Consider the following 21,298-nt stretch of genomic DNA (forward strand, 5'->3'; position numbering starts at 1 on the left):
GCGCCGGGTGCCGTCGTGTGTGAGGGGGTTCAGGCGGTGGCGCGGGCGCGGGCACGAGCGGAGCGGCGCTTGACCGCGCGGCGCTCGTCCTCGCTCAGACCGCCCCAGACGCCGGCGTCCTGGCCGGACTCAAGTGCCCACTTCAGGCAGGCCTCGACGGCCGAGCAGGAACGACAGACCTGCTTGGCCTCCTCGATCTGCATGAGTGCCGGGCCGGTGTTGCCGATCGGGAAGAACAGCTCGGGGTCCACGTCACGGCAGGCAGCTCGGTGGCGCCAGTCCATGCGTCCACTCCTTAGTAGATGGAACCTCTGGTCGGCTCCGTGCGGCTACTTTGTGAAGAGTTTCACTAACTCGCGCGAACAATTACCCGGATCCTGTGTGGGACCGGGGTCGTCCGCTGATCATCGGAGGACCTTGGGGTTGTTAAAGGTCCTACGTTCCGACATCCAGAGCTTTTCAGCCACGGAGAGTGCACGCAAGGGGGTTGACGGGAAGTTTTGGCGGTTATGGATGTCGGATGCGTCACACAATGACCGAATGTAACCATCTAGACCAGAACTTGTAACGCGTTCGGTGTAGAGCGGAATGTTACGGTTTCGCGTTCCCCCAGGTAGTCCCCGTCCAGCTGGAAGGCCACAGGGCGGCCCGCCGTGAGGGTGAACTCGGGCTCGTCATGGAGCTGTACGAGGTGCCGGCCGGACGGGAGGATGTCACTCTCCGTGAGGATGTGCCGGATCACCGGCGCCAGCGTCATGAGCCCCATGCGCCGTAGCCCCAGGAGGTCGAGCCCGGTCTCGAAGCCGGCCCACGGGGTGGGCCGGACGGGCCTGCTGCCCACGTAGGTCCACGGTGAGGTGTTGGAAATGATGGCCATGAACACCCCCCTGGCCGTCGGGATCCCGGGACCAGTCACGGTCATCGCGGGATGCCGCTTGTCCGTGGCCAGATAGTGCCGTAGAGCCGTGTTCACATACCTGGTCGGCGTAGCTTTACGGCCGGTGCCCCGCAGGCCCTCTACGGCCCGTACAACCTCTGCGTCGTATCCCATTCCCGAACAGAAGGTGAAATATCTGCTCTGGCCCTCCCAAAGGGCTTGGCCCAAACCCACCGTCCTGCGCCGGCCCTCCCTGAGCGCCTCCAGCACCACGCCCGTGGACTCCACCGGGTCGTTGGGCAGGCCCAGCGCGCGGGCGAAGACGTTCGCGCTGCCGCCGGGGATGACGATGAGCCCGGGCCGCCCGGCGCTGGGATCGCCGTCGGGCCGGACCTCCTCGCCGTTCACCGGGTTGAGCAGGCCGTTGACGGCCTCGTTGATCGTCCCGTCGCCGCCCAGCACCGCCACGACGTCGTAGCCCTTGGCGCGCGCGGTGGCCGCCAGCGACGCGGCGTGACCGCGGTAACGGGTCTCCTCGACGGCGAGCTCCACGGCCGCGCCGAGCGCGCGGATCAACACATTCCGCGTGCGGGCGTTCGTGGTGGTGGCCTTGGGATTGACCAGCAGCATTGCGCGCATAGCGCCAGCGTAACCGCTGATCCTTGTCCGCCTTATCGGCCGAACGTCCTATTTTCCGGCCCGACCGGCCCGAGAGGTAGGGTACGGACCGTGAACGGTCGCCCGCTTACCCTCCTCGTCGCCGCCGCAGTCGTCGCCCTGGAAGGCCTGATCGCGCTCGGACTCGGCGTCTTCGTCGTGGTGGAGACCCTGACCGGGACGCCCGACGACTTGACCACCGCGCTGGCCGAGGCGGTGTTCGGACTGCTGATCGGCGCCGGCCTGCTCTGGGTGGCCTGGGGCGGGCTGTTCAGGATGGAGCGGTGGGGGAGAGCGCCGGCCGTGCTGACCCAGATCTTCATGCTGCCCGTCGGCGGCACGCTCGTCACGTCGGACCAGCCGCAACTCGGGATCCCGCTGATCGTGGTCGCCCTGGCGGGGCTGGTGACCCTGCTGGCGCCTCCCACCACCCATGCTCTCTACGGCGACGGCTGATGCCCTTTCCGCACGTGACGTGCGGAAAGCCGGCTAGTCGTCGGCCGTCAGGCCCTCGCGCAGCTGGGCGAGCGTGCGGGCCAGCAGGCGCGAGACGTGCATCTGCGAGATGCCCAGCTCGGTCGCGATCTGCGACTGCGTCATGTTGCCGAAGAAGCGCAGCAGCAGGATGCGCTTCTCGCGCGGCGGCAGCCGCTCGAGCAGCGGTTTGAGCGACTCGCGATATTCGACGCCCTCGAGCGACTCGTCCACGATGCCGAGCGAGTCGGACACCGCGGGGGCGTCGTCGTCTCCCGAGTCGGGCGCGTCGAGGGACACGGTCGAGTAGGCGTTGGCCGACTCGAGCCCCTCCAGCACCTCCTCCTCGGTCATCTTCAGGTAGGAGGCCAGCTCGGCCACGGTCGGGGCGCGCCCCTCGCGCTGCGACAGATCGCTTATCGCCTTCGTCAGCGAGAGCTTCAGCTCCTGCAGGCGGCGCGGCACCCGGACCGCCCAGCCCTTGTCGCGGAAGTGACGCTTGATCTCGCCGACGATGGTGGGCGTGGCATAGGTGGAGAACTCCACGCCGCGATTGAGGTCGAAGCGGTCGATGGACTTGATCAGACCGATGGTGGCGACCTGGGTGAGGTCGTCGAGCCACTCGCCCCTGTTGCGGAAGCGGCGGGCCAGGTATTCGACCAGAGGAAGGTGAAGCTCGACCAGCTCATCCCTGATGCGCTGGCGGCGCGGCTCCTCGGGGCCCAGCTCGGCCAGCTCGGCGAAGAGCATGCGGGCGCGCACCCTGTCGGGCACGGCGTGTTCGCTGGTGGCCATGGCTCCAGTCCTTTCCGTCACGCCGGCCCCGCTGCACTCTGGGCCGCGCCTCGGCGCTTACGCAGGACGATCGCCATCCGATCGGCGGAGTCGGTCACCGCGTCGACGTCGTCGGCCAGGGCGGTCAGCACCATCCAGGCGAAGTCGTCGCGCTTGGGCGCGGAGCTGCCGACGGTGGCCACCTCGACCCTGACCTGCATCTCCTGCCCGGTGAGCTCGAACTCCGCGGTCAGGTCGGTGCCCGGCACCGCCTCGCTGAGCAGCATCGCGCAGGCCTCGTCGACCGCGATCCGCAGATCCTCGATCTCGTCCAGGGTGAAGTCAAGCCGGGCCGCCAGGCCGGCGGTAGCCGTACGCAGCACAGACAGGTAGGCACTCGCGGCGGGGAGCCTGATGCTCACCACATCGCGGATGCCGGCCACGCCCTCCGCGCGCGTCTCGGTTTCCTCGGTCACGTTCCTCCTCGCGAATCCGACGCTGACTGCAACTTACCGCCCCTGAGCGGTGCTTGGACTATTCAGACTCGCCATCAACGGAAAAGGCTCTGCGCGGCAGGTCGCCGCACAGAGCCTTATGTGCCGTTTTAGGCGGCCTTGGTCTCCCAGAAGATCTTGGAGATTTCGTCGATCTTGCCCAGGAGGTCCTCAGCCTTGGCGACCTCGACCGTGCCCTTGGCGCCGGCGGCACCCGCCAGCTTCGTGGCGTCCCAGAAGAGCTGGTGAAGCTGCGGGTACTGCTCGAGGTGCGGCGGCTTGAAGTAGTCGGTCCACAGCACCCACAGGTGGTGCTTGACCAGCTCGGCGCGCTCCTCCTTGATTTTGATCGCGCGGGCGCGGAAGACCGGGTCCTCGTTGGCCGCGTACTTCTCCATGATCGCCTTGACCGACTCGGCCTCGATGCGGGCCTGAGCGGGGTCGTAGACCCCACAGGGCAGGTCGCAGTGTGCGGAAGCGACATGCTTGGGTCGTAGCAGTCGTGCGAGCATCAGAAAGTCCTTCCTGGATGCTGAATCAGCTTGGTCCACAACCGACCTTACTCGTGTCCCAACGCCCGTGGAGTAGGGGGTCACAGCCCATGAGAGTGCGTGTCGAAGGGGATTCGATGCGTCCCGCGCTGGTGCCCGGTGACTGGCTCCTGGTCCGCCGGGGCGCCACCGTGCACCCGGGTGACCTCGTGGTGGCCAGGCTCCCGGACGATCCCGGCCGGCTCATCGTGAAGCGGGCGCAGTGGCACGGAGAGGACGGCTGGTGGCTGGAGAGCGACAACCAGCGGGCCAGCGGTCGCCGTGACAGCTGGGACTTCGGCCCCGTGACCGACATCGTGGGCCGCGTGGTGCTGCGCTACTGGCCGCTCGTGCGGCGGGCCCGTTAGCGGCCGTTCAGGCGTCGCTCGTGCGGCGGGCTCGTCGTTCAGGCGCCGTCCCTGGGGCGGCTCCGTCGTTCAGGCGCCAGTCCCTGCGGCGGGTCCGTCGTTCAGGAGCCGTCCCTGCGGCGGGCGCGGAAGGCGGCCACGTTCGCGCGGCTGGCGCAGCGGGCCGAGCAGTAGCGGCGGGAGCGGTTGGAGGAGGTGTCGAGGAAGGCCAGCCCGCAGTGCGGCTCCCGGCACCGGCCGAGGCGGTCCACGCCCAGCTCGGCGACGACCGCGGCCAGGCCCATCACGGCGGTCGCGGCCGGGTCCTCGGCGAGGTGGAGGTGCCAGCCGCGGCCGTCGTGGTCGGACAGCTGGGGGCGTACGGGATAGCGGTCGAGCAGGGCGTTGAGCCGCTCGGCCACGGCCCGCTCGTCGCCGGCCGCGTCGAAGACGGCGGTCAGCTCGTCGCGCAGCCCCCTGAGCTCGGATGGCGGGCCAGGGTCGTTCGCCAGCCGGACCGCCCACTCGGCGTAAGAGGTGAGGTCCATGCCGGTCTATTACAGCAGAGAGCGGGGCGGCCGCGCGCGCCCCGCCCTCCGCGGTGGGCTACTCCTCGGGATGCAGGACGCGGCGCAGGAACGCACGGGTGCGCTCATGCTGCGGGTCGCCGATCACCTGGGCGGGCACGCCGTCCTCGACGATCACACCGCCGTCCATGAACACCACCCGGTCGGCCACCTCCCGCGCGAATCCCATCTCGTGGGTCACCACGAGCATGGTCATCCCCTCCTCCGCCAGCTTGCGCATGACGGTGAGCACGTCGCCGACCAGCTCGGGGTCGAGCGCCGAGGTGGGCTCGTCGAAGAGCATCAGGTCCGGGTTCATGGCCAGCGCCCTGGCGATCGCGACGCGCTGCTGCTGCCCGCCCGAGAGCTGGCCGGGCAGGGAGTCGCATTTTGCGCCGACGCCGACCTTGTCCAGGTTCTCCCTGGCGACGATCTCGGCTTCCTTCCTGCTCCGCTTCAGCACCCGCTGCTGGGCGATCATGACGTTCTGCAGCGCGGTCATGTGCGGGAACAGGTTGAACTGCTGGAAGACCATGCCGATGCGGCGGCGTACGGCGTCGATGTCCACGTCGGGGTCGGTGACCTCGATGCCCTCCACGAACACCTTGCCCCTGGTGGGCGTCTCCAGCAGGTTCACGCAGCGCAGCAGGGTGGACTTGCCCGAGCCCGACGGGCCGATGACGCAGACCACCTGGCCGGGCTCGACCGTCATGTCGATGCCCTTGAGCACCTCGTTCTTGCCGAAGTATTTGTGCAGGTCCCTCAGCTCGATGGCGTGCGTCATCGTGTGCTCCCCTTACGTCCCTCGAGCCGGGACGCGAGGTATCCCAGCGGGATGGTGACGATCAGGTACGTCACGCCGGCGACCATGATGGGCGTGGCGTTGGCGTACTGGGAGGCCAGGTCGTTGCCGAACTTGGCCAGCTCGACGTACTCGCCGGAGACGCCGAGGAACAGCACCAGCGACGAGTCCTTGAGCAGGGCCACGAACTGGTTGGTGGTCGGCGGGATGACCATCCGGACGGCCTGCGGGATCACCACGGTGATCTGGGACCGGGTGGCCGACATGCCCAGCGACCTGGCGGCCTCCGTCTGGCCCTTGGGCACGGCCTGCAGGCCGGCCCGGAACACCTCCGCCTGGTAGGCGGCGCCGACCAGGCCGAGCCCGAGGATGCCCTGTCCGTACGTGCCGAAGGGCACCTGGAATCCCGGCAGTGCCAGCGGCAGGAACGTGATCATCAGGAAGATCAGCAGCGCGGGCAGGCCGCGGAAGATCTCGATGTAGACGATCGCGATCCACCGGTACGGCCGGACCTGCGAGAGACGCATGAGCGCCAGCAGCAGGCCCAGCACGAACGAGCACACGAATCCGCCGACCGCGTAGATGATCGTGTTGCGCAGCGCGACGGTGAACAGGTCGGGCAGCGCCTCACGCGCCACCTCGGGCTTGGCGAAGTTCTGGGCGAGGCTGCCCCAGTCCGCGTACAGGACGACGCCGACGAGCGCGGCGACCAGGACGAGGTACTGGATACCGCGGCTGACCTGCTGCTTCTTCCGAGGGCTGAGCCTGGCGCGCCCAGGCTCAGCCGTCTTCGGCTGGTCGGCCATGGATCAGCCCAGCTCGCCAGGCTTCTTGCCGAACCACTTCACGTAGATCTGCTCGTAGGTGCCGTCCTGCTTGGCCTTGGCGATCTCGTCGTTGATCGTCTTGAGCAGCGTCGGGTCGGAGCCCTTCTTCAGGCCGATGCCGTACTGCTCACCGGTGTCGAGGCTGCCGATCAGCTCGAACTTCGCGGCGACATCGGGCTTCTTCAGCCAGGTGAGCACGACCGGGAGGTCCTGGATGATCACGTCGGCCTGGCCCGCCTGCAGGGCCAGCAGTTCCTTGGCCGAGTCGGCGTACTCGGTGGGGTCGAAGCCGTTCTTCTTGACGTACTCGAGGCCGGTCGTGCTGGCCTGGGCGCCCAGCTTGAGCCCCTTGGCCTTGACGTCCTCCAGCGATGTCGCGCCCGTTCCCTTCTTGGCCAGCAGTGCCTGCGTGGCGTCGAAGTAGGGCTCGGAGAAGTCGATGTTCTGCTTGCGCTCGTCGGTGATCGTCATGCCGGCGGCGGCCACGTCGCACTTGCCCGCGGCCATGGCGGCGCCACTCTTGATCACGGCGAAGTCGATGTCCACGATGTTCTGGGTCACGCCCAGCTTCTTCGCGGCGAGGTCGACGATGTCCACGTCGAACCCGACGATCTTGCCGCTCGAGTCCTTGAACTGGAACGGCTCGTACGGGATGTTCGTGCAGACCGTGAGCTTGCCGGGCTGCACCAGCTTGACGCCGCCCGCGGCGGAGGCGCTCGCACTGGTGGTGCCGCCGGAGCTCGAGCCGGTCTCGCTGCCGCACGCGGTCAGCGCGAGAACAGCTGTCAAGGCGAGCGCGCCGGCGGCGTAGCCACGGCGGCCCTTGGGTCTGAGGGCCATGTACGGCCTCCTCGATGTGAAATACCACGAAACTTGCGTTTTGTGCAGTTTAAGGGGGGTTTACCAGCGCTCCGTCATCCGGCGTTTAACGATGCGTCAACAGAACGGCGTCGTCTCCGACACCGAACACCATCTCACCATGTGGCAGTATGGGAAGACGGGTGACCCCCGAACCCCCTCTCGAGACGATCGGCGAGGGGATCCTGGCAGCTACCGAAGCCAGCCCGCTCGCGCTCGTCCGCCGAAGGTCTCTTCCGCTACCAATGACTACAGGGGTCGCTGTGGCTGCCACGCCCGCTTCTGCTTCCGTCGAATCACTCGACCTCGATCCGGCATTCGCGCTGCACCGCGGAGGCAAGATCGAGATCCGCTCCACCGTTCCCGTCCGCGACGCGGACGACCTGGCCCTCGCCTACACGCCCGGGGTCGCCCGGGTCTGCACCGCCATCGCCGAGACGCCTGCTCTGTCCGACGACTACACCTGGGTCTCCAGGGTGGTCGCCGTCGTCTCCGACGGCACGGCCGTGCTCGGCCTCGGCGACATCGGCCCCTCGGCCGCCATGCCGGTCATGGAGGGCAAGGCGCTGCTGTTCAAGGAGTTCGCGAACGTCGACGCCGTCCCCATCTGCCTCGACTGCACCGACGTGGACGCGCTCGTCGAGACCGTGGTGCGCCTCGCGCCGTCGTTCGGCGGCATCAACCTGGAGGACATCAGCGCGCCCCGGTGCTTCGAGATCGAGGCCAGGTTGCGGGACCTGCTCGACATCCCCGTCTTCCACGACGACCAGCACGGCACCGCCATCGTGGTGCTGGCCGCCCTGCAGAACGCCGCCCGTCTGACCGGCCGCTCGCTGGGCGACCTGCGGGCCGTCGTGGCCGGCGCGGGCGCCTCGGGCGTGGCCGTCACCCGCATCCTCCTGGAGGCGGGCATCGGCGACATCGCGGTCTCCGACTCCAAGGGCATGATCTACGAGGGCCGTGAGGGCCTCAACCCGGTCAAGGAGGCGCTGGCCCGCGACACCAACAAGGCCGCCCACGCCGGCTCCACGGAGGAGGCGCTGGCCGGCGCCGACGTGTTCGTCGGGCTGTCGGGATCGACCGTGTCCGAGCAGGCCATCGCCTCCATGGCGGCCGACTCCATCGTGTTCGCCCTGTCGAACCCGACACCGGAGGTGCACCCCGACGTGGCCGCCAGGCACGCCGGCGTCGTGGCGACCGGGCGGTCCGACTTCCCGAACCAGATCAACAACGTGCTGGCCTTCCCCGGGGTGTTCCGCGGCGCCCTCGACGTGCGGGCCACCACGATCACCGAGAACATGAAGGTGGCCGCGGCCAACGCGCTGGCGGGCGTGGTCGGTGACGACCTCTCGACGACGTACGTCATCCCCAGCCCGTTCGACGAGCGCGTCGCGCCCGCCGTGACGGCCGCGGTGGCCGCCCAGGCCCGCGCGGACGGCGTCGCGCGCCTCTGAGCCTGTGAGCCTGTGAGCGGGGGTCTTTCGGCCCCCGCTCCCCCTTTTTGCGGCTCCGCCCAGCTCGTCGGGGTTTTCGGGTTACTAGGCCGAGCCATGGGTAGGTGAGGTCCCCGTCCAGGAGTAAGAGCCGTCGGCCTGACCATGCGCAGAACCGGCGAAGGGTGTGGGTTGGAGTTGGAGTTGGGGTGACCTTTGGGAACTGCCGTAAATCCTTAACGCAAGGTGCTATAACAGTAGCTCTCTGTAAGGATGTGGGCGCCGACTCCTGTGACGAGGAGAGCGATGGAACGCGAGCCGAATCGACTGCTGCAGCAGCTCATCGCAGAGGCGGGTTTTTCCCACAAGGGATTGGCCAGGCGCCTCAACGATCTGGGAGCCGCACGCGGTACACCGGGCCTCAAGTACGACCACAGTTCAGTGCTGCGCTGGATCGGAGGTCAGAGGCCGCGTGATCCGGTGCCGTGCTTGCTCACCGAGATTTTCGCCCTACGGCTCGGCAGGCAGATCACCTCGGAGGATCTGGGCATGCCGGCCGTCATCACGCCCCTCGACCTCGGACAGGAGTTCACGCACACGTGGCAGGAGGGGGTCGCGACCGTGACGGCGCTGTGGCGGGCCGACGTGGAGAGACGGAGGTTCCTGATCGATTCGACGTTCGCGATAGGAGCCGGCTCCGTTGGAGCCGTACGCTGGTTGACGTCCCCTTCCGAGGGACGCCCGAGCGGTATGGGCATGCGGCGGGTGGGCCGCGCCGACATCGCCGCCATCCACGAGGTCACCCGATCCTTCGGTGAGCTCGACAATCGCTTCGGCAGCGGCCGGGTCCGCTCGTCCGTGGTCAAATACCTCGACACCGCCGTCTCCCCCCTGCTCAAGGACGGCTCGTACGGCGACTCCACCGGCAGGCAGCTGGCCGCCGCCGCGGCCGAGCTCACCCGGCTGGCAGGCTGGATGGCCTACGACATGGAGCAGCACGGCCTCGCCCAGCGTTACCTGATCCAGGCCCTGCGCCTGGCCAGGGGCGCCGACGACCAGACCCTGGGCGGGGAGATCCTGGCCGGCATGGCCCACCAGGCCATCTACATGGGCCAGCCGGCCCACGCCCTCGACCTGGCCAGGGCCTCCCAGATCGCGGCCCGCAGGGCCGGGGTGCAGACGCTCCTGGCCTCCGCGCACGTCCTGGAGGCCCACGCGCACGCCGGCCTGGGCGACGCCCGTGCCTGCGGTATGTCCCTGCACGAGGCCGAGTGCGCCTTCGAGGCCCGCAAGCCCGCCGAGGAGCCCAAGTGGCTCAGCTACTTCGACGAGGCTTACCTGTCCGCCAAATTCGCCCACTGTTTCCGCGACCTCGGGGAGGGCGAGCGGGTCGTACGGCAGGCGCGCCGCTCCCTCGACATGGACTCCCGCTACGTACGGGGCCGCATGTTCAACCTGTCACTGCTGGCCGCCGGGCTGCTGCAGTGCGGGGAGCTGGAGGAGGCGTGCTCGGCCGCGGCCGGCGCGCTGACACTGGCCAGCGACCTGCAGTCGGCCCGGTCCCGCTCCTACGCCGCGGATCTGCGGCGGCGGCTGGAGCCGTACAAGAACGAGCGGCCGGTGCTGGCGCTGCGCGAGCGCACACGGGAACTCACGGCCGTGTGACCACACGGGACGGCCCGGGCCTCATGGGCCCGGGCCGTTGTGCGGGTTACTTGAGCAGTTCGCCGTTGGGACCGACGATCGACTTCGTCTCCGCGTAGTTGGCCTTGTCGTAGACGGCGGCGGTCTCACCGTCGAAGATGGCCGAGCTGATGTAGTCGATCCGGTTGTTGCGGTCGTTGTCGTGGAACATGCTGGTCACGCCGTTGACGTAGCCGGTGCGCTTGCCGTTGTTGTACTTCATGAGCCAGGGGCCGCCGTCGGCGCCACCGGTCATGGAGCACTTGAGCACCTGGTGGGTCTCCACCTTGAACGTGTTGACCTGATAGCTCTTGGTGTTGGTCTTGCCCGCGCACCACTTGGGGGTGACGCCCGAGAACGGGCGGTCGCCGTCGGGGTGAGGGGCGCTGGGGTAACCGAAGACGGTCACCGGCTGGCCGAGCGGCTGGTTCCAGGCGAAGCCCTGCCCGCCGACCACGTCACCGAGACGGCCGAGGTCCTTGGCGATGCCGATGAAGTAGTGGGCCTCGTAGTACTTGCGGGAGGTGCCTGGCTTGACCCACTTCTGGGTGTAGTAGTGGGTGATGGTGTAGTTGCCGACCTTGTCGGGGCCGGCACCCTTGCTACCGGGACCCTGGTACGCGTCCCATGCGGTCTTGGTGACCTGCTCCACGACGGGCTCACCGAACTTGAAGCCCTGTCCCTTGCCGATCTTGGCGTCGTCATAGGCCTGCTTGGAGACCTCGACCTTCTCCAGGACGGCGCCGGGGTAGTCGGGCCCGACCAGGTCGGCGGGCTTGTCCTCACCCTCGGACCAGCACTCGCCGAGGTTCAGCTGGCACTTGAGGAATTCGGCGGCGCTGATCTCGCGCGGCTTGACCCACTTGTCACCCGCCCACGCCTTGAACGCGTTGTGGGTCACTTCCTTCTCGCCGGCCAGCGCGAAGCCGTTGTGGACGGCCACGAAGGCGTAGTCGCCGTCGTAGTCGTCATAGGTGTCGAGGTCGAAGTGGGTGAAGGCGTAGGCGCCCGCGTAGACGCCCCAGGGAGCCTTGCCCTGGTAGTAGCCCGGTACGAACACCCACTTGTCGTAGACGTCGTCCTTGCCGTTCTCGTAGACGCAGTGGCCGGCGGTGGCGACCAGGTTGCGGTGCCTGGACTGGATGGAGGTGGCCGAGCACCACCGGTAGTTGCCTCCCTTGTCGAGGAAGAAGACCTTGCCGATGGTCTTGGGGAGGTTGACGTTCTTGCTGGCGGCCGGCTTGGCGGCGGTCGTCGGGCCGGTCATGCCGGGCTTGCCGTCGGGCGCGCCCTGGCTGCCCGAGGAGACGAGCTTGGGGACGTCCTTGGCGTCGACACGATATTGGGTCGCCTTGCGGAGGGCGGCGCCGTTGGCGTCCAGCCAGAAGTAGGCGGCACCGTACGCGTCGGCCGGCTTGGGGAGAAGGTTGTCGGTCGCCCAGTGCGGCTCCGCGCTGGCGGGCGCGGCGAGGACGGCGGCGCTCAGGCCGGCGGCGGCTAGGGGGATGAGCAGGCGCTTCACGAGAGGCTCCACAGTTGTCAAAAGGGGTGTAAAGACCCTATCGACCCATTAGTCACTCTGGTAAGGGGAATTATCAATTTTCACCAGAAAGGCCAAAGGGCCCGGCAGGATGCCGAGCCCTTTGGTACTGCTACCGAACGAAGACCAGGTCGACGTTCCGATCCGCAGCGAACTACGGGATGAGCTTGCCGGACCACACGGCCGCAGCGGCCTTGTAGATCACGTTGGTCTCACCGTCGAAGTACGCCGAGGTGATCGTGTCGTAGCGCTTGTTGTCGTCGGTGTCAGCGATGAGGCTGGTGACACCGTTGACGTAGCCGAGCCGCTTGCTGTTGCTGTACTTGTACAGCCACGGGCCACCGTCGTAACCGGCGGTGACGGCGCACTTCAGGGACTGCTGCTCCTCGACCTTCTTGGACGGGATCAGCAGAGCCTTGCTCGCGGTCTTGCCGTAGCACCACTTCGGCGTAACGCCCGTGTAGGGGCGGTTGCCGTCCAGGTGCGGGCCGTACGGGTAACCGAAGGTCCGGACGTACTTGCCAGCGGAGGGCTGGTTCCAGGCGAAGCCCTGGCCACCCACGTTGTCACCGAGACGACCGACGCTCTTCACCTCGTGAACGAAGATGAAGAAGTCCGTGCGGAAGTACTTGGTGTCCGAACCCGGCTTGAACCACGCCTGCACGTAGTAGTGCGTGATCGTGGAGTTGGTCCGCTCGTCCAGCTTGACGGTGCCGGGGAACTTGGCCGGCTCCTTCTTCTGGCTCTCGAGGTAGGCCAGAGCCTGGTTGTAGGTGACGTTCTCGACGATGGGCTCGCCGAACTTGAAACCGTTGCCCTTGCCGACGCCGGCAGCCTTGTAGGCAGCCTCGGTGACCTCAACCTTGGTCACCTCGGCACCGGGGTAGTCCGGGCCGGTGGCCTCGGCCGCCGTGCCCTTCTGGCGCCAGTAGTAGTCGGTGGTCTTGGGGTCGAGCTTGCCCTTGCGGTACTCTTCCCGGCTGACCTCGACGTCCTTGGCGTCCTTGTTGCCCTTGTAGGCGTCGAACTCGGCCTTGGTGACCTGCTTCGGCTTGTTGACAACGCCGCCGATGCCGTCGTAGACGGTGACGAAGGCGTAGTCGCGGTCGAAGTCCTCGTAGACGTCGAAGTCGTAGTGGGTGAAGGCCTGCTTACCCACGTAGATGCCCCAAGGAGCCTTGCCCTGGTAGTAACCGGGGACGAAGACCCAGCGGGACACGACCTCGTCGTTGCCGGCGATGTCGTACACGCAGTGACCGGCCGTGGCGACCAGGTTGCGGTACTGCGCCTGGATCGAGGTACCGGAGCACCAGTACAGCTTGCCGTCGCGGCCCTCGAAGAAGACCTTACCGATGGTCTTCGGCAGGTTCACGTTCTGAACCTTGACGGCCGCCTTCTTCTCCTCGCCAATCGGGGCGGTGGAACCCGGCTTGGTGTCCGAGGTATAGCCACCACCGCTCTTGATCTTGGAGACCTCGAGGGCGTCGGGGTTGAAGGCGATGGCGCCCTTGAGCGCCGCGTTGTCGGACTTGGTCCAGAACTCGATGACTTCCGCCGCCTTCGCCGCGGAAGCAGCCAGCGGGTCGGTCGCGACGGTGTCGTCAGCCTGGGCGGTGCTGGCCAGACCAGCAGCCAGCAGACCAGTGGCCAGAATGGCGCCACCGGCGGGGAGGAGGATGCGCTTCAAGGTAACTCCTTGCGCTGTCGTGGAACGCCTCTTGCGTCCCATGCGTCAGTAAAGGGATAGCCAGGAACATACAGTGTCGATCTTGATAACCGGAAGCCGCTTTGGTGGGAAAAGATGCGACAAGCCGGTCGTGATCGTTCTGTGATGTTTAAAGGGCTGATGCGCAGGAGTCGAGGGAAGCTCGTCTTGCCGTCGTTTGCCCTGATCAACATAAGGAAGTTGTCAGTGTGACGCGCGGGGTGCGGGTGTCCTCATGATCCGGATCCCAGCTGCTATGTGACGCAGATCACACCAAGTTCATGGCACCGTCTGAGCGCCCCATGCGTCCAAACGCCCTTCACTTTCGGGCCGAACGCAGAAGGGCCCGGCGGGATGCCGGGCCCTTCGCTTGCAACGGTTACACGGACCGTCTAAGTCCGGTCGCTATCCGTTACTTAGACAACCTTGCCGGACCACGCGACAGCGGCGGCCTTGTAGACGACGTTGGTCTCGCCGTCGAAGTACGGCGACGAGATGTAGTCCACGCGGCCGTTGCCGTCCTGGTCGTTGAAGGTGCTGATGACACCGTTCAGGTAGCCGAGACGCTTGCTGTTGCTGTACTTGTACAGCCACGGGCCACCGTCGGCGCCCTCGGTCATGGCGCACTTGAGGGCGACGTGCTCCTCGATCTTCTTGGCGGCCGAACCCACGAGCTTCTTCGTCGTGGTGCCGTAGCACCACTTCGGCGTGACGCCCGTGTAGTTCTTGTTGCCGTCGGGGTGAGGAGCCGCCGGGTAGCCGAACACGCGAACCGGCTTGCCGGTCGGCTGGTTCCAGGCGAAGCCCTGACCGCCCACGTTGTCACCGAGGCGGCCCGCGTCCTTGGCGAAGCCCTCGATGATGTAGAAGACGGTCTTGTAGTACTTGGTGTCCGAGCCCGGCTTGTACCACTGCTGCACGTAGAAGTGCGTGATGGTCCAGTTGCCACGGGCGTCCTTGACGACCTTGGCCGGGTACTTGGCGGCGTCCTTCTTCTGGTTCTCCAGGTAGGCGGCGGCCTGGGTGTCAGTCACGATCTCGGTGACGGGCTCACCGAACTTGCGGCCGTTGCCCTTGCCGACCTTGGCCGCCTTGTAGGTGGCCTCGGAGACCTCGACCTTGCCCACCTCGGCACCCGGGTAGTCGGGACCGGTCGCCTCGGGCGCCGTGCCCCTCTTGACCCAGTAGGCCTCGGTCGACGTCGGGTCGAGCTTGCCCTTGCGGAACTCTTCCCGGCTGATCTCGACGTCCTTGGCGTCCTTGACGCCCTGGTACTTCTCGAAGTCGGCCTTGGAGACCTGCTTGGCGGTGCCGCCGTCCAGCTTGACGCCGTTGTACACGGTCACGAACGCGTAGTCGCGGTCGTAGTCCTCGTAGACGTCGAAGTCGTAGTGGGTGAAGGCCTGCTTGCCCACGTAGATGCCCCAAGGCGACTTGCCCTGGTAGTAACCGGGGACGAAGACCCACTTGGACATGACGTCCGTGTTGTTGGCGGTGTCGTAGACGCAGTGGCCGGCCGTGGCGACCAGGTTGCGGTACTGCGACTGGATCGAAGTGGCGGAGCACCACTTCTTCTCGCCCTTGCTGTTGATGAAGAACACCTTGCCGATGGTCTTCGGCATGTTGACGTTCTGCACCTTGGTCGAGGTCTTCTTCTCCTCGCCGATCGGAGCGGTCGAGCCCGGCTTGGTGTCCGAGCTGTAGCCACCCTTGCTCTGCAGCTTGGCGACGTCCGCCTTGTCCCAGACGTTCGACTCGGTAGCGGCCTTGAGGGCGGCACCGTTGTTCTCCGCCCAGAAGCTCGCGATGGCCTTCGCGTTGGCCGCGCTGGTCGCCAGGTTGTCCTTGGCGACGTCGCTGTCGGCGGAGGCCGTACCGGCGAGGCCGGCGGCCAGGAGGCCGGTGGCCAGGATGGCGCCACCGGCGGGGATGAGGATGCGCTTCAAGGGAACTGCTCCTTGCTCTGTCGTGGGTCGCAACATGCGTCCCATGCGTCAGTAAAGGGATAGCAAGGAACATAGCGTGGTGATCTCCGCAGGTGGAACCCGCTTTGGGCGGTTCGGCAGGCGCCGTTACCGCCGTGACCTTCCTGTTATCTGTCAGAGATCTTTGCGCGTTGTGATCATTGCGTTACGTTTTCGCAGGGTATGAAGGGGTTGTGTCTGCCGGTACGAAAGTGCCGTTAGGGACTCGCCACATAACGTAGCCATCGAAACGTGACTTAGATCACAGGAACCAGATTGACGCCTGCCCCGTCTAAGATGGCTCATTTCTCACAGGTGATCTTCAGGTTCGCGTTTCAGGCATGCGGATTTCGGCGCCGGCGGGGGGGCGCGGGGCGCTGTGGTGGGGCTCTGAGCCGAGCGTTCCGTTGCCCGTTACGGAGTTCCCGGTTGCAGGCGGCTCCGCTCGTTGTGGTCGCAGGCGCGCCGCCCCGCGGTCGGCCGGGTTCACTGCCTTCTTGGCTGGACCACGCTGCCGAGGAGGGCCTGGAGGCTGGCCAGGACTGCCGCGTCCCTGAGGTGGGAGAGGGGTGGCGGGGCGGTGTGGGGGCTGTCGTGGGGCGGCTGGTGCGTCCTGGGGGAGGCGAAGTCCGGTGGGGTCGTCGCCGTGCTCGTGCGGTCGCCGCTCGTCCGCAGGGCGAGGGTGAGGCGTTGCCAGGTGCCGTCGGCGGTCCAGCGTCGGTGGCGCTTGTAGGCGGTGACCCAGCAGCCGTACCGGTCGGGCAGGGAGCGCCAGCGGACACCGGTGCGGGCCTGATAGAGCAGTGCGTTGATCACCATGCGGTCCTCGGGCGACCGGTCGCCATGGTCGCCGTGCGTGGAGAGCAGCGGCGCCACCCGTTCCCACTCGGCGTCTGTCAGATCATCACGACGCATGCGCCCATCGTGACAACGTAAACACTGTCTGTCAGTAGTTCAAAGAAAGATCTCCGTGGAACGCCGAAGCGAGGACCTCGGACGTGTGCCGAGGCCCTCGCTTCTGGATGGTTCTGAAGGGCTCTGAAGGGTTCTGCGGGGGCTTACTTGTACAGCTCGCCGTTCGGGCCCACGATCTTGCCGGACCACACGTTCTTGGCCGCGTTGTACACCGAGGCCGTCTCCCCGTCGAAGTACGGCGAGGTGATGTAGTCGACCCTGTCGTTGCCGTCCTGGTCGGCGAAGGTGCTGGTGACACCGTTCACGTAACCGAGGCGCTTGGCGTTGCTGTAGTTCAGCAGCCAGGGGCCGCCGTCGTAACCGGGGGTCACGGCACACTTGAGGCCGATGTGCTCCTCGATCTTCAGCCAGGAGGCGCCGACCGTCTTGGCGGTGGTGTTGCCGTAGCAGTGCTTCGGCGTCACGCCGCTGTACGGCTTGTTGCCGTCCGGGTGCGGGGCCGCCGGGTAGCCGAAGGCGCGTACGGGCTTGCCGGTGGGCTGGTTCCAGGCGAAGCCCTGGCCGCCGACGTTGTCGCCGAGGCGGCCGGCGTCCTTCGACAGCAGGATGTAGTAGCGCCCGCCCCACGACCGCTTCGGGCCGGTGAAGCGCTGGAAGTCCTTGCGGTCCACCTGCTTGACGCCGTTGAAGTGGATGCCGTTGTAGACGGTGACGAACGCGTAGTCGCGGTCGTAGTCCTCGTACGTGTCGAAGTCGAAGTGCGTGAACGCCTGCTTGCCCACGTAGATGCCCCACGGAGCCTTGCCCTGGTAGTAGCCGGGAACGAAGACCCAGTTGTCCATCGTGGCGGCGTTGCTGTCGGTGTCGTACACGCAGTGGCCGGCCGTGGCGACCAGGTTGCGGTAGTTCGACTGGATGGAGGAGGCCGAGCACCAGCGGAACTTGCCGCCGGCGTCGACGAAGAAGACCTTGCCCACGGTCTTGGGGAGGTTGATGTTCTGGGCCCTGCCGGTCGACTTGGACTCGCCGGTCGGCGCCGTGGTGCCGGGGCGGCCGTCGGGGTCGGCGCCGCCCTTGGAGACGACCTTCCGAACTTCTTTGGAGTCCCACGGGTACTGGGTCGCGGACCGGAGCGCGGCGCCGTTCGAGGCCAGCCAGAAGGAGGCGACGGAGACGGCGTCGGAGGTGTTGCGGGCCATCGGGTCGTGGGCGACGTCGCCGTCGGCCTGCGCCGTGCCGGACAGGCCGGAGGCGAGCAGACCGGTAGCCAGGAGGGCTCCGCCGGCGGGAAGAAGGATTCGCTTCAAGGTAACTCCAGGTTGCGCTGACATGAGGCGCCTCGTGCACCCCCAAAACTCAGCAAACGGACAGCCCGGAACCTACAGCTTTGACTATGTGTATGTGAATTTTCGGTAGATCATGTCAACGCTCCCAAGTGGCGTCGTGACCTTGCCGAGACAAAGAACTGGCTGATCACCCGTAGTGACCAGATGGTTGCTATGACTTACGTCACATTTGGGATGGTGGTCAGCCCCGCGGCGCGTCGGTAGACCTCGCCGGTGGTGGTGTCGAAGTAGGGGGAGGACACCGCGTCGTAGCGGCCCTTGGCGTCCCTGTTCCAGGTCAGGCTGTTGACGCCGTTCAGCGTGCCGAGCCTGCGCGAGTCGTCGTAGCCGATCAGCCACGGGCCGCCGCTGGCGCCGGGGCTGAAGTCGCACGGCTGCAGCTCGACACCCTTCTGCAGGTCGCGGCCGGGGGCCACGGTGAAGCGGGTGGCGCGCTCGGGGCACTTGCGCAGCGTCTTGCCGTTGAACGGGGTCGAGCCGTCGGGCTGCGCTCCCGCCGGGTAGCCGAACGCGGCCACCGTGTACGAACCGGGCTCCTCGTTCAGGTCGATGCCCAGCCCGCCCACGTTGTCCTGGAGCCGGCCGACGTCCTGCATGACGTAGCCGCCGTCCTTGGCGACCCAGGTGAAGCCGCGGTGCACGGTCACGAACGCGTAGTCGTAGTCGTAGTCGGCCTTGCCCGACCAGTCCTCGTGCATGCTGATCGAGGCGCCCACGTAGATACCGTCCGGCGTCTCGCCGTTGGGGCCGGGGTTCGGGACGAAGATCCAGTAGTCGGCCGGCTTGGCCTGGCGCGAGTCGTACGCGCAGTGCCCGGCCGTGGCGACGACGCTGCGGTTCTTGGCCGCGACCGCGCTGGCGGAGCACCAGTACTCCTTGTCCCCGAACCGGAAGAAGACCTTGCCCATCGTCCTGGCGGTGCCCTTGCGCGGCGGCACGGGTGCCACGCCCTGTGCGGCGGTCGCCTGCTTGACGACGGCGACGGGCGCACCGGGACCGGAGGCGGCGGCGGCCGACGAGGTCGTCGGGGCGGCTGCGGCGGCGGGCGTGGCCGGGCTGTAGTTGTCGGCCTGCTTGAGGCGGTCGGGCCGCCAGTAGCCGGCGACGCGCTTGACGTCCGAGAGGGTCTTGGCCAGCGGGACGGCGAACACCTTGCTGGCGGGCGCGGCATCGGCGACCCCCGTGAAGGCAGGCAGCATCAGCAGCGCGCTGCTCAAGGCAGCGGCAACGAAGTGCCTGGCCCGGGGGATCATGAAATGCCTTTCTTGGGGTCGTAAGGGTGGATTTTTCCAGATGTACAGACTGTATTGCAGCTTGGATAGAGATTCGTTACCTGATCAAGGGTGCATCGCGAACTATAAGGATGCCGTCAGCCGAACGGTCCCGATACGCGTAAACGATCATTACTTGATGACGTTTCCGCAGGTGGGAGCGGATGCCGGGTGGCGTTCGTACGGATGGAATTGCACCCATTACCGGCCTCTTTCGAGCCGGTCGAGTGGCACACGCCACGTCGTCGCCATCCCATTCCGATCCCAGGGGAAGGCCCCGGATCCCGAGGGAACCGGGGCCTGGTGCCAACTTGATCACGGCATGTTGCCGGTCCACCGGTTGGCGGCGGCCTTGTAGACCTTGTAGGTGTCGGTGTTGAAGTACGGCGACGAGATGTGGTCGTAGCGGTCGTTGCCGTCGGTGTCCCACGCGACGCTGTTGACGCCGACCAGGTAGCCGGTGCGCGACGCGCTCTTGTAGTTGTAGAGGAACGGTCCGCCGCTCGCGCCGGCGGTGAAGGAGCACTTGAAGCCGATGTGCTCCTGCAGGTTGTACTTCTTGGCCTCGGGCATCGCCTTGGTCTTGCCGTAGCAGTACTTCATCGTCCGGCCGGTGAACGGCTTGTCGCCGTCAGGGTGCTCGCCCGCCGGGTAGCCGAACGAGAACACGTTCAGCTTCGTGCTCCGGTTCCAGGTGAAGCCCTGGCCGCCGACGTTGTCACCGAGCCGTCCGACGTTCTTGACGGTCCACTTCCAGCGGCCGTTGACCTTCTCCCAGCTGACCTTGATGCCGTTGTAGACGTTGACGAACGCGTAGTCGAAGTCGTAGTCCTCCTTCACCACGAAGTCGTCGTGCGCGTTGAAGGTCTTGGCGGCGTAGATGCCGTAGGGCGCCTTGCCGTTCCAGACCTTGTCGCCGTCCCAGTACGACGGGATGAAGATCCAGTTGTCGTAGAAGGTGTTCTTCTTGGTGTCGTAGACGCAGTGGGCGGAGGTCGCCACCAGGTTGCGGTACTTGCTCTGCACGGAGCTGGCCGAGCAGTAACGCCAGTTCTTCGGGTCACGCGGGTCGGCCTTCGGCAGCGTGAAGAACACGCGGCCGACGGTGTTCGGCAGGTTGACGTGCTTGCTCTTCTTGCTCGTCGTCTTCTCCGCGCCGATCGGCGGAACGGAGCCGGGAGGTCCGTCAGGGGTGTCGTTGCTGCCCTTGACGCCCTTGGACGACAGGTCGAGCCCGTCGTCGTAGTCACTGGCCAGCTTGATGCGGTCGGGCGTCCAGAACTGAATCGCCTGCTCCGCGGGGGTCGCCGCATTCTTGGACACGACATCGGAGGGTGCGGTCGCGCCCGCGGCGCCGCTGACCATGCCCGCCGCCAGCCCTATGGCCACGAGGCCGGCGAGGGGGATCGCGATGCGCCTTGCTCGGGAATACATGGAGCTCCTCTCAGCTTTCGGCGGCCCAGAGCGGGGTACTGCGCCCCGGTGGGCCAGGAAAACGATGGGAACGTTAATGAATGGCTCGATCCGGCGGCCAGGAAACGACGTGAAAAAGCATGGGCCGGTTCCGTTCCGTTATGGAAATAGCGAGATCGCATGTATTCCTGATTGGCATTTCTGCAGGTGGAGGCGTTGTTAATTCTTCTGCAGTAACATCGGTAACGTTTATTATCAGACGCCACTCATCGTTTGTTCTGGATGTTTGGGCTCATTGGGCCCGCCAATCTCTTTGCGGTCGGGGGTAGGTGAGTGTGGCGGCTTGGACAGTCCCGGGCGTCATGTCACAGGCGTACGCGGCCAAGCACGGGCGGCGGGACATGGAGCACCACGAGCAGTGTCACGCGCTCCTCGTGGACCTGCTCAACGGCGACGAGGCCTATGCCGTAAGTGACTTCGCGATCAACGGCTTCATGCGCGTGGTGACCGATCCGCGCATTCCGGCCGACACGTCGTTCGAGGTCGCTCGTGAGTTTGCGGAAAATGTCGGGCACCAGCCGCATGCGCTCGTCGTGCACGCCGGTCGGGGCACTGGGAAATCTTCGTCAAGCTCTGCCGCCACGCTGATGCCATCGGCAACCTCATCCCCGACGCCTATCTCGCCGCACTGGCCATCGAGCATGGTTGTGAATTCGTGACCTGCGACAAGGATTTCGCCAGGTTCCAGGGCTTGCGCCGGCGGTCGCCGCTCAATTGAACTGAGCATAAGGGCGCAAGCCGGCACTACTCGGCTAGGAACGT

General features: G+C 66.5%; 22 protein-coding genes. 6 read left to right on the forward strand and 16 right to left on the reverse strand.

The window, feature by feature from the left end; genetic code table 11:
* Positions 1-29 precede the first annotated feature (29 nt).
* The gene (locus AB0J69_RS34075; protein WP_364125850.1) at positions 30-284 is read right to left on the reverse strand and encodes a WhiB family transcriptional regulator; all 255 of its coding nucleotides are present in this window, start codon (positions 282-284) and stop codon (positions 30-32) included.
* A gap of 266 nt (positions 285-550) precedes the next feature.
* Positions 551-1,516, reverse strand: coding sequence for a diacylglycerol kinase family protein (locus AB0J69_RS34080; protein WP_364125853.1), 966 nt, complete (start codon positions 1,514-1,516; stop codon positions 551-553).
* A gap of 90 nt (positions 1,517-1,606) precedes the next feature.
* On the opposite strand from AB0J69_RS34080, the gene AB0J69_RS34085 reads away from it, so the two are divergent.
* Positions 1,607-1,990, forward strand: coding sequence for a hypothetical protein (locus AB0J69_RS34085; protein ID WP_364125855.1), 384 nt, complete (start codon positions 1,607-1,609; stop codon positions 1,988-1,990).
* A 33-nt stretch (positions 1,991-2,023) separates the two neighbouring features.
* Here AB0J69_RS34085 and AB0J69_RS34090 read toward each other — a convergent pair whose 3' ends face one another.
* The 3 genes from AB0J69_RS34090 to sodN all read right to left on the reverse strand — a co-directional run bounded on the left by AB0J69_RS34090 (position 2,024) and on the right by sodN (position 3,788).
* A complete protein-coding gene (locus tag AB0J69_RS34090) occupies positions 2,024-2,803 on the reverse strand; it encodes an RNA polymerase sigma factor SigF (RefSeq protein ID WP_171074665.1) in 780 nt (259 codons plus the stop codon).
* A 17-nt stretch (positions 2,804-2,820) separates the two neighbouring features.
* A complete protein-coding gene (locus tag AB0J69_RS34095; protein ID WP_364125859.1) occupies positions 2,821-3,258 on the reverse strand; it encodes an anti-sigma factor in 438 nt (145 codons plus the stop codon).
* A 128-nt stretch (positions 3,259-3,386) separates the two neighbouring features.
* Positions 3,387-3,788, reverse strand: coding sequence for a superoxide dismutase, Ni (gene sodN, locus AB0J69_RS34100; protein ID WP_148442130.1), 402 nt, complete (start codon positions 3,786-3,788; stop codon positions 3,387-3,389).
* Between the two features lie 17 nt (positions 3,789-3,805).
* On the opposite strand from sodN, the gene AB0J69_RS34105 reads away from it, so the two are divergent.
* A complete protein-coding gene (locus tag AB0J69_RS34105; protein WP_364125862.1) occupies positions 3,806-4,174 on the forward strand; it encodes a S24 family peptidase in 369 nt (122 codons plus the stop codon).
* Positions 4,175-4,275: 101 nt separating this feature from the next.
* Here the strand turns inward: AB0J69_RS34105 and AB0J69_RS34110 are convergent, their stop codons facing one another.
* The 4 genes from AB0J69_RS34110 to AB0J69_RS34125 are packed head-to-tail and all read right to left on the reverse strand — an operon-like array spanning position 4,276 to position 7,188.
* A complete protein-coding gene (locus tag AB0J69_RS34110) occupies positions 4,276-4,701 on the reverse strand; it encodes a CGNR zinc finger domain-containing protein (RefSeq protein ID WP_364125864.1) in 426 nt (141 codons plus the stop codon).
* 58 nt (positions 4,702-4,759) lie between these two features.
* A complete protein-coding gene (locus AB0J69_RS34115) occupies positions 4,760-5,503 on the reverse strand; it encodes an amino acid ABC transporter ATP-binding protein (protein ID WP_364125866.1) in 744 nt (247 codons plus the stop codon).
* Entirely contained in the window at positions 5,500-6,327 is an 828-nt protein-coding gene (locus tag AB0J69_RS34120; RefSeq protein ID WP_364125869.1) for an amino acid ABC transporter permease, read from the reverse strand. The genes AB0J69_RS34115 and AB0J69_RS34120 overlap by 4 nt, the downstream gene beginning before the upstream one ends.
* Positions 6,328-6,330: 3 nt before the next feature.
* A complete protein-coding gene (locus AB0J69_RS34125) occupies positions 6,331-7,188 on the reverse strand; it encodes an ABC transporter substrate-binding protein (protein ID WP_364125871.1) in 858 nt (285 codons plus the stop codon).
* A 263-nt stretch (positions 7,189-7,451) separates the two neighbouring features.
* Here AB0J69_RS34125 and AB0J69_RS34130 point away from each other — a divergent pair, with 263 nt between their 5' ends.
* Positions 7,452-8,660 (forward strand): NADP-dependent malic enzyme, encoded by a 1,209-nt coding sequence (locus tag AB0J69_RS34130; protein WP_364125873.1) that lies wholly within the window; start codon positions 7,452-7,454, stop codon positions 8,658-8,660.
* A gap of 459 nt (positions 8,661-9,119) precedes the next feature.
* A complete protein-coding gene (locus tag AB0J69_RS34135) occupies positions 9,120-10,304 on the forward strand; it encodes a hypothetical protein (protein ID WP_364125876.1) in 1,185 nt (394 codons plus the stop codon).
* A gap of 46 nt (positions 10,305-10,350) precedes the next feature.
* Here AB0J69_RS34135 and AB0J69_RS34140 read toward each other — a convergent pair whose 3' ends face one another.
* The 7 genes from AB0J69_RS34140 to AB0J69_RS34170 all read right to left on the reverse strand — a co-directional run bounded on the left by AB0J69_RS34140 (position 10,351) and on the right by AB0J69_RS34170 (position 20,497).
* Positions 10,351-11,844 carry a hypothetical protein gene (locus AB0J69_RS34140; RefSeq protein ID WP_364125878.1) on the reverse strand — a complete coding sequence of 498 codons (1,494 nt, stop codon included), beginning with the start codon at positions 11,842-11,844 and terminating at the stop codon, positions 10,351-10,353.
* Positions 11,845-12,016: 172 nt separating this feature from the next.
* Positions 12,017-13,549 carry a hypothetical protein gene (locus AB0J69_RS34145; protein ID WP_364125881.1) on the reverse strand — a complete coding sequence of 511 codons (1,533 nt, stop codon included), beginning with the start codon at positions 13,547-13,549 and terminating at the stop codon, positions 12,017-12,019.
* Positions 13,550-13,983: 434 nt separating this feature from the next.
* Positions 13,984-15,513, reverse strand: coding sequence for a hypothetical protein (locus AB0J69_RS34150; RefSeq protein ID WP_364125883.1), 1,530 nt, complete (start codon positions 15,511-15,513; stop codon positions 13,984-13,986).
* A 504-nt stretch (positions 15,514-16,017) separates the two neighbouring features.
* Positions 16,018-16,446 carry a transposase gene (locus AB0J69_RS34155; RefSeq protein WP_364125885.1) on the reverse strand — a complete coding sequence of 143 codons (429 nt, stop codon included), beginning with the start codon at positions 16,444-16,446 and terminating at the stop codon, positions 16,018-16,020.
* 143 nt (positions 16,447-16,589) lie between these two features.
* A complete protein-coding gene (locus AB0J69_RS34160; protein WP_364125888.1) occupies positions 16,590-17,753 on the reverse strand; it encodes a hypothetical protein in 1,164 nt (387 codons plus the stop codon).
* Between the two features lie 197 nt (positions 17,754-17,950).
* Positions 17,951-19,045: a trypsin-like serine protease gene (locus AB0J69_RS34165; RefSeq protein WP_364125891.1), complete on the reverse strand. Its 1,095-nt coding sequence runs from the start codon at positions 19,043-19,045 to the stop codon at positions 17,951-17,953.
* Between the two features lie 333 nt (positions 19,046-19,378).
* The gene (locus AB0J69_RS34170) at positions 19,379-20,497 is read right to left on the reverse strand and encodes a serine protease (RefSeq protein WP_364125894.1); all 1,119 of its coding nucleotides are present in this window, start codon (positions 20,495-20,497) and stop codon (positions 19,379-19,381) included.
* A 413-nt stretch (positions 20,498-20,910) separates the two neighbouring features.
* Here AB0J69_RS34170 and AB0J69_RS34175 point away from each other — a divergent pair, with 413 nt between their 5' ends.
* On the forward strand, positions 20,911-21,195 hold the full coding sequence (locus tag AB0J69_RS34175; protein ID WP_364125897.1) for a hypothetical protein: 285 nt from the start codon (positions 20,911-20,913) through the stop codon (positions 21,193-21,195).
* Positions 21,141-21,254 (forward strand): PIN domain-containing protein, encoded by a 114-nt coding sequence (locus AB0J69_RS34180; RefSeq protein ID WP_364126041.1) that lies wholly within the window; start codon positions 21,141-21,143, stop codon positions 21,252-21,254. The genes AB0J69_RS34175 and AB0J69_RS34180 overlap by 55 nt, the downstream gene beginning before the upstream one ends.
* Positions 21,255-21,298 lie beyond the last annotated feature (44 nt).

Origin of the sequence: Nonomuraea sp. NPDC049709, from assembly GCF_040674815.1 — a bacterium.
In the GTDB taxonomy this organism is placed as follows: domain Bacteria; phylum Actinomycetota; class Actinomycetes; order Streptosporangiales; family Streptosporangiaceae; genus Nonomuraea.

Coding starts and splice junctions, on each gene's coding strand:
- AB0J69_RS34075 (WP_364125850.1), bottom strand. CDS start 284: ATGGACTGGCGCCACCGAGCTGCCTGCCGTGACGTGGACCCCGAGCTG.
- AB0J69_RS34080 (WP_364125853.1), bottom strand. CDS start 1,516: ATGCGCGCAATGCTGCTGGTCAATCCCAAGGCCACCACCACGAACGCC.
- AB0J69_RS34090 (WP_171074665.1), bottom strand. CDS start 2,803: ATGGCCACCAGCGAACACGCCGTGCCCGACAGGGTGCGCGCCCGCATG.
- sodN (WP_148442130.1), bottom strand. CDS start 3,788: ATGCTCGCACGACTGCTACGACCCAAGCATGTCGCTTCCGCACACTGC.
- AB0J69_RS34105 (WP_364125862.1), top strand. CDS start 3,806: ATGCTGAATCAGCTTGGTCCACAACCGACCTTACTCGTGTCCCAACGC.
- AB0J69_RS34110 (WP_364125864.1), bottom strand. CDS start 4,701: ATGGACCTCACCTCTTACGCCGAGTGGGCGGTCCGGCTGGCGAACGAC.
- AB0J69_RS34115 (WP_364125866.1), bottom strand. CDS start 5,503: ATGACGCACGCCATCGAGCTGAGGGACCTGCACAAATACTTCGGCAAG.
- AB0J69_RS34120 (WP_364125869.1), bottom strand. CDS start 6,327: ATGGCCGACCAGCCGAAGACGGCTGAGCCTGGGCGCGCCAGGCTCAGC.
- AB0J69_RS34125 (WP_364125871.1), bottom strand. CDS start 7,188: ATGGCCCTCAGACCCAAGGGCCGCCGTGGCTACGCCGCCGGCGCGCTC.
- AB0J69_RS34130 (WP_364125873.1), top strand. CDS start 7,452: ATGACTACAGGGGTCGCTGTGGCTGCCACGCCCGCTTCTGCTTCCGTC.
- AB0J69_RS34155 (WP_364125885.1), bottom strand. CDS start 16,446: ATGCGTCGTGATGATCTGACAGACGCCGAGTGGGAACGGGTGGCGCCG.
- AB0J69_RS34165 (WP_364125891.1), bottom strand. CDS start 19,045: ATGATCCCCCGGGCCAGGCACTTCGTTGCCGCTGCCTTGAGCAGCGCG.
- AB0J69_RS34170 (WP_364125894.1), bottom strand. CDS start 20,497: ATGTATTCCCGAGCAAGGCGCATCGCGATCCCCCTCGCCGGCCTCGTG.